This is a genomic window from Acidovorax facilis (assembly GCF_023913775.1).
Classification (GTDB): domain Bacteria; phylum Pseudomonadota; class Gammaproteobacteria; order Burkholderiales; family Burkholderiaceae_C; genus Acidovorax; species Acidovorax facilis.
The window spans coordinates 1-6,573 of the sequence record NZ_JAMXAX010000207.1; the positions used below are offsets into that span (position 1 = coordinate 1).

At 55.0% G+C, this 6,573-nt stretch carries 5 protein-coding genes; 2 read left to right on the forward strand and 3 right to left on the reverse strand.

The window, feature by feature from the left end; all coding sequences use genetic code 11:
• On the forward strand, positions 1 to 263 hold a 263-nt coding region (locus tag NFX52_RS28920; RefSeq protein WP_289781640.1), incomplete at its 5' end, for a TrbI/VirB10 family protein.
• Entirely contained in the window at positions 260 to 502 is a 243-nt protein-coding gene (locus NFX52_RS28925) for a DUF2274 domain-containing protein (protein WP_055402799.1), read from the forward strand. The genes NFX52_RS28920 and NFX52_RS28925, both read left to right, overlap by 4 nt.
• A 509-nt stretch (positions 503 to 1,011) precedes the next feature.
• Here the strand turns inward: NFX52_RS28925 and NFX52_RS28930 are convergent.
• Genes NFX52_RS28930 through NFX52_RS28940 form a run of 3 tightly spaced genes read right to left on the reverse strand, consistent with a single transcriptional unit; the run spans position 1,012 to position 5,743 of the window.
• Positions 1,012 to 2,646: a carbamoyltransferase C-terminal domain-containing protein gene (locus tag NFX52_RS28930; RefSeq protein ID WP_055402801.1), complete on the reverse strand. Its 1,635-nt coding sequence runs from the start codon at positions 2,644 to 2,646 to the stop codon at positions 1,012 to 1,014.
• Complete coding sequence (locus NFX52_RS28935; RefSeq protein WP_082437685.1) at positions 2,643 to 4,871, reverse strand: family 16 glycosylhydrolase; 2,229 nt, start codon at positions 4,869 to 4,871, stop codon at positions 2,643 to 2,645. The genes NFX52_RS28930 and NFX52_RS28935 overlap by 4 nt, the downstream gene beginning before the upstream one ends.
• Positions 4,868 to 5,743: a glycosyltransferase family 32 protein gene (locus NFX52_RS28940; protein WP_252635950.1), complete on the reverse strand. Its 876-nt coding sequence runs from the start codon at positions 5,741 to 5,743 to the stop codon at positions 4,868 to 4,870. The genes NFX52_RS28935 and NFX52_RS28940 overlap by 4 nt, the downstream gene beginning before the upstream one ends.
• Positions 5,744 to 6,573 lie beyond the last annotated feature (830 nt).

A 6,573-nucleotide genomic window follows, 5' to 3' on the forward strand; every position in this document is an offset into this window, starting at 1 on the left:
TGACGACCTTGCTAGGGGTGGGCGCTGAGCTGGCCGCTCCCGAGAACCGGCAGAACGGCAACCGCGTCGTGATTGCTGGGAGGGACGGGCTGCAGGACAGCGTTAACCAGGTGGGGCAGGAGATGACGCGGCGCAACCTGAACTTGCAGCCCACGCTGACCGCGCGACCGGGGCTGGCGGTGCGGGTGATCGTGAACCGGGATCTGGTGCTGAGGCCCTACCAGCCGTTGTTCGTCAGTGGTGGTAAGGGAGGTCCACGATGAGCACTCCGAGGAAATTGCGGCTGGGGCCGCTGCCCAGGACGGAGAGCGTCAAGCTGACCTTCACCTGCACGGCCAGTCTCAAAGCGGAACTGGACCGGTATGCGGCGCTGCATGCTCAGACTTATGGGGAGGCGGTGGATGCTATGGCACTCGTTCCGCACATGCTGGAGGCGTTCATGGCGCGGGACCGGGGTTTTCGCAGAGTTGGTCCGTCCAGCGGGATGACTTCCGCGAAGTAGCAGTCCTGTGGACAGGGGCAGGAGCGGCGCGAACTGGATGTGTAGAGCAATGCTCCATGTGCGACGTGCAGTGCCCCTTACGATGGGCAACAAACGCCCGTTTTTGCTGTAGAGGCGCAGACGTGCAGCCCGCTCTGCGGGTGACTCGTTTCGCAGCTCGTTAAGCACTTCAGTCACGTTTTGCCTGAACCTGTATTGGGCATCGGGTCCCGGGGCATTGCCTTGGCCGTAAGAGAGGCACTGTTGCCGCATGGCAGCCAAGGTTGCCGCTTTGACCTCGTGGGCCCGGGGTTCTCGCTTTTGGGGTGTTCGGGGCGCCCGCTCAAGGCTGGTTGCAGCCGCTGAGGCTCGGCCGGAAAGCGTCCGGTGTTGGCGAATGCGGACGTTCATCTTGTTAGGTTGGGAAGGTGGATTTCAGACGCAAACCGAATAGATTGGAGATATTGAGGAACGCCACTGCCGACAACCGCGTCTTGGACGTGACGCCTTCCCGCATAGGAGAAGCGGCGCTAAAAGCCTGTCAACGCTTTTGCTAAGCGTCGCTTGTCGTTACATAAATACTTCTGATATCTAAGTGACGATTTGAGCATGTACATTCGTCCTTCGACCACAAATCCGTCAAGGTTATGTTCCAGAGTATAGGCCGACAGGTCAGACATTGAGTTGATAAACCCCTTGCTATTGAAATTGAGAGATGTATTGCACAAGACCCCATAGCCGGTTAACGACTTGAATGCCGTAAGCAATTCAAACAGCGGACGGTTCGTCAGTGAGGAAACTGTTTGAAGGCGCGCTGTACCATTCACATGGGTCACAGCTGCGAGCGCATCGGTGGAGGCCCGGTAGGTGTAGAGCATGAACGGGCTTGAACGATTGCATGCAAACCACTTGCGGGCATCTTCCTCCAAGCAGACGGGAGCGATTGGGCGGAACTGTTCTCGCTGTTTTATAACGTTGAGACGCTCTCTGGTGCTGGCTGAGAATGGCGCAGCTAAGATGGAGCGATTTCCGAGCGCGCGCGGACCGATCTCGTATCGGCCATTCACCCACCCAATTATTAAGTCACTGTCCAACAACTCTGCCACGGTCGCCACGTTCGACTCCCACTCATCGAAATAATTGGGATCAACAATTTCGTCGGCTAAAAATTCTAATCCAGAATAGACGTTCCACGTGACTTTAGGATCGCCGGTAAAATAGAACTGCGCGTCAATGGCGGTACCAATTGCTGACCCCGAATCATTTGCGACCGGAGGGACGAATACTTCGGAAAACAAACCGGATTCTATCCACTTCGTATTCCAGTCGCAATTGAGTCCACAGCCTCCAGAAATCAGCAATGGCATGCCTCGCTTCAGATTCGTTTCAGCGAATCTGCGGAAGCGTTCGAATAGACGATCACTGAAAATGCCTGCAAAGTTGCGGAACTCCTGATCTTCAAGCCCCACGTTGTAGTGCCGCAAGCCTTTCAGGGCTTCACATTGCTGAGGCTTGAGGTGCTGACAATCCTGCAGAAGGAAGGAAATGATCCGTTCCTCTTCTACTGATGGCTGGCTTCTCTTCGAAAAGGAAGCGAGCGCCATCAACTTTCCGGCATCAGAAAGCCGGGAGTATTCTGCAGAGCTTTTGTCGAAAGACGGATCCGCGATCGCGTAAAGCATCGCGTAGCGATGTCCGGGCTCGGACATGACATTACCGATCTTCTTCACGTTCAACTCTGCGTTGATCTCGTAAAAAGCGCCGATGACCCCTTCCCAAAGTAGCGCATAGCAGGGGGTCCCCATCGGCAAGGTGGACATACCAAATGCGCCAAGGAGGTGAGAGCGTTCGTGAGATGAGGAGAAGAAGTCGACGGTTCTTCCCAGAAGGCGCTTTTTACTGACTACCACTTGATTGCAATCGCTGTCAAAGTAGCTAGGCGCCGTTCGCTGACTCTGCGGAGAGTCGCCCGGCCACCATCCCCCTCTACATATCACGTCTGGAACGTCCTGAGTTTCGGCCAGGGCATCAAATACATCAGGAACAGTCAGGGGTGAGTGCCTGTACCTTGATCCCTTCTCGGCCTCAACTGAGAACACCAAACGACCATCTTCCAGATAAGCAAATGCTCCATCATGGCCGGGGTTATAGGAGAGGATCTTCATGAGATATCACCGATAAAAAGCGCTTCAACCGGAGTTGAGCAAGTTTCAGCTTGACGCTCGATCAAAGGTGAGCCGTGTGCTGTCACGCGAATCGATTGAACGTAGGTCCTGGCAGGAAGCAGGCGGGGGTGGAGCCGCCCCGCAAGCTGATTGGATCTGCTGGGCCAGGTGTTGACATGAAGCTTCATCGGCAAATGTGGAATCGGAGTTGGATTCCAGAGCACTCGTCTATGAACAAGGCGATCGTCCACGAGCCATCGGATCTCGCAAGGGGTCCACTCAATTGCGTATCTATGCAAACCTTTCGACGCATCGAAGCCCAACTCGATGTGGCTTGGAGCACCACGGTAGCCATAGTCGAACGGCGCACCTTCACCCCCCGGGTTGTAGAAAACGTTGACAACGAGTCGGGTTGGCATATTGCCGGCAATTTCGATGTCAATTTCTTGATGCGGTGAGTTCCGGTGTAGAAAGAACCCGGTGACCAACCCAGGCACGTTGGAAGCCTCGAAAGTTGCTTCGAATCTGCCGAAGAGGTAATGGTCGTGGCTGGTCAATGCACCCGCGCTGTATTGTCTGACGCCTAATTCTTCCTTCCTGACGTGGATCGTTACGCCCTCCGTGCTGTCAAATTCGACGTTAGACGGGCGGAACAAAGCCAAATTGCCAGTAAAGGTATCTGTCCTTGCCGACCAGTGCCGCCGGTCGAGGCGGCCCGAGTGCTCATCGTTGGCGCTCCACTTGATCTCACTCGCATGCTCCGGTGGCGCGACCTGCACACCTCGCCATCCACTGTGGCCGCACTCAACGACCCACGGCGACTGATCTCGCTTTGGAGCTTGGCCCCCTGAAGCAAACTCTGGTAGCACATCTGCTTCGACGATGTGTCGTTGCCCTAACTCGTTCACCCATGGAAATGAGCAGGAAGGGGGCGCACACCTAAGGTGCTCACAGAGGATTCGCCAAGCGTGCGCGCTGCGTGTATCAAGCACGACAACGTCCGCGCCTTCGAGGACGGCTGGAACGCTCCAACTTGTTGGCGTCGCACCGTCGGCTAGGGCTGCTGTCACTATGAACTTCGCCTGTGGATAGAGACGTCGAAGCTCTCCCACCATCGACTCCAGACATCCCACATTGACATATGCGTTGAAGACCCGTTCAACACTGCCTTCAAGGAGCCGCGTCAACTCAAACGACGGAAGCGAATCTAGATCGCTGCAGCATCGGTATCCAAGCATGGACAATGCTATTGCTAGGGATGATTGGCCCGAAATCGCTGGGCCGAACGCAAAAACCGGAAGCTGAGTTGGCCGAACCTTAAAAAGGGCCGCGCCTTCGCTGTTGATTGCGCCAATCGTGGAAAGCGTTGGAAGAATGGAGTACGAATTCGTAGAGGCCGTATCGGTCCTTTGCCGGACAAGAGACCGCCTGGTTGCCCGGACGTTCAACACGCTGAACTGATGATTGATCCAAAGATCGACCGGCCCACGACAAGGTAGTAGACGAAGAAGCCTTTGCGCGCCTTGCCTGGAAAGTATGTATCCTGAAAGATGCCATAGCCCCCGCACCGGTCGGAACACAGCGCTCGATACGAAGGTCTTTGGCGCACCATGCCTAGCCTCTAAGTAGGACACGTAGATGACGTCGACGTCTTCATGCTCATTGCTCTCGGCTACGACATCTTTCCAAGCTTGGTCTATATGGCGCGCGAAGCCAGGATGGAACCACACGTCGTCCTCAAGGATGAGGGCGTGTGTTTGCTCACCACACGCGATACGCCTCCAAACCTCAATGTGTGATCTGGCAACCGCCACTTCGGCCCTGGTCATCTGGATCCGTGCATCGAGGTCGAATCGCGTTGGAAGTGTCTGCGGCTGAGGTTCTACGAAGAGCTGATCCGCTAACGTGTAATAGGGATCGACGTCTGCATCTACTGAGGGGTTATGCAGAAAGTCCCTCGCATCGACAGCAGCATATCTTTCGGTAAGGTCTAGAAGGTCATTGCCGAGTCTGTCCCGTATGCGGCGGAGTTCCTGCTTGATGCGCAACCAGCGGCCGGGCTCTCGATCAAGGTTGATTACGTAGATCTTTTCGATTGTCTGACCGTGCGGAATTCGTCGATTTCCGAATGAATGCGACGTCTGCTTCGGTAGCATCTTGCGAATGCCATGTACAAGGCGAAGTATTTGACGAAACGCCACCTGGGGCGGGCGTGTCAGATTCATCGAACGTCCAAATTTTGGGATGCCCGATACGCCTTTTGATTCGAGAGCCTCCAGTTTCTCGAATCGTTGCGATAGCTCAGCGGCCACTGGCTAGTGGATATCTGTTCCCAATCATGCGCCACCGCAATCGAATCCGGCGAGCATCCTTCGCTTATTACCTCGAAGACCGATCTGGTGAGATTTCCAGGGCCGGTTGAAGCCTGGACCTCGGGCAGTCCGCTCGGTAAGTCTGCCTCAAGGGATAAGGTGGCGTTCAACAGTGCTCTCTCAACGATGGGATGATTGCGAGATGCAATCAAAGGCGTCGTGTTGAAGTAGAAGATCCAACCCGACTGATTAACTCCTGGCTTAGTAAAGGTCGACGCCGCCACCATTTGAGACGATGGGATGTCGTAGCAGAAAGGCTGGAGCTTTAGTCGTCCATCTGCGAATAAGTGGTCAATCGGTGTTCCGTGATAAACATCGTCGGCATCAATGTAGAAGCCCCCTTCTACTAGCACGTAAGAGTAACGAAAGTAGTCTGACATCATCGAAGGGTGGTAGCACCTATCGAAGGCTTGCTCATGCCGGCGTCCAAGTCGGTTTCGAATGAATGATCTTGCCGAGTCCTCATCGAAGACCTCCAACTCGAACCCAATCCTTTCGAGAGGGCGCCACGAATCCATGCAGGCTTTTACATCGTCAGGCAAGTGCCTAAGGTCATTCCAGAACTGCACGATGCGCCTGGGAGTCGGCTCGGACCACGTCACAGAATTGAGTGGTGAGCGGCTAGGGCACTGCACCATGCCGCGCACAAAGTTGGAGCGTGCACGTTCAGCAGGCGCAAGAGGATCGGCTTCGTCGGCTTGATTCGGATGGACTTCTTGGCTCATTCTTTCCTTCTCAATTCAAAAAGCGATTCATCTATAGATGATGCAATCGCAGTTATCCCAACATTCGATGCCTATGCCATGGTTCGCCGATTTCCTCATCGCATTCAAAGCATCAAGCATGAGCCCAAAGGTTCGCTAACTTTAAGGCATATGAATCAAAACTATGCGCCTGCCCCAAGAGACTGGCGAAGGGCACATCTTCCGCCGATTCGCCGAAGGCTACCAGCGACGCACCGGATAGCGGCAGTCGTTTTCATCGAAAGAGCGCGTGGTATCAGACGAGTAGGCGCCAACCGTCATGCAGAGGCCTGCTTCACGTCAGTAATTCTTGTTCGCACTCGTCACCAGCAGACCTAAAACACCCTGGCGGCAGCAAGCCCGCCGCCAATGTCAGCTCTTACTCTGATACCCGTAGTCGGGGCGGCCATGGTGTGGGCACCTGACCGCAAGTGGCAGATACCGTGACGTTGTTGCCTGGACGGCACGGCAGAATCTATCGGACGCAGGCTCCGACTTTGAAGCGGTTTCACCGCCAGTTTGTTGTGGACTTGGGACGAGTCGCGGCCCGAAAGCGCGGGGGCAATGGCCTAAAGCAGTGTCGGGATGGGAGCACACGTAGCGTTGAAAATGATCCTGCGTTTTGACCGACCGCCGAGCCAAAAAAATGGAACAACGTAAATTCAGTTTTTGAGATAAGGTAGGCTGAGGTTGCCCCTGAAAAGTGGAGTTCTTAACCCTTGTTGAAAATACCGACAAGGAGTTGAGCAATGAGTGACAAGCAAGTGCGTGCGCAGTACACGCGGGAGTTCAAACTGGAGGCGGTTCGGCAG

Bases quoted from the DNA above. Each gene is read 5' to 3' on its own strand.
- NFX52_RS28940 (WP_252635950.1), bottom strand. From the start codon at position 5,743: ATGAGCCAAGAAGTCCATCCGAATCAAGCCGACGAAGCCGATCCTCTT.
- NFX52_RS28935 (WP_082437685.1), bottom strand. From the start codon at position 4,871: ATGAATCTGACACGCCCGCCCCAGGTGGCGTTTCGTCAAATACTTCGC.
- NFX52_RS28925 (WP_055402799.1), top strand. From the start codon at position 260: ATGAGCACTCCGAGGAAATTGCGGCTGGGGCCGCTGCCCAGGACGGAG.
- NFX52_RS28930 (WP_055402801.1), bottom strand. From the start codon at position 2,646: ATGAAGATCCTCTCCTATAACCCCGGCCATGATGGAGCATTTGCTTAT.